Below are 275 nucleotides of genomic sequence, written 5' to 3' on the forward strand. Positions count from 1 at the left end.
CATGTACACTCTTTGAATTATACTTTTCAAACCATCTAATTGATATTAAAAACAAAGTAGACTAATCGTCTATTTCATCGACAAACGCATTGAAAACAGTATGGTTTTGACAGGTCGATAGAAAGCTAAATACCTGATCACAACATAGCTCACCACCAATGTTGCGACCACCAGTTCCAGTACTGCAAGAGCATGGACTTGAGTTATGTATTGGCTTGCAATGTCGACACTTTCCATCCAAGCCGCCAATTTAAACAGTGCCGTCGCACCAATCA

General features: G+C 39.6%; 1 pseudogene. It reads right to left on the minus strand.

The features are described from left to right. Positions 1–69: 69 nt before the first annotated feature. A pseudogene (locus AB4486_RS27450) lies at positions 70–275 on the minus strand (C4-dicarboxylate ABC transporter); the annotation flags it as partial.

This window comes from Vibrio sp. 10N.222.55.C6, from assembly GCF_041473395.1.
Taxonomy (GTDB): domain Bacteria; phylum Pseudomonadota; class Gammaproteobacteria; order Enterobacterales; family Vibrionaceae; genus Vibrio; species Vibrio crassostreae_C.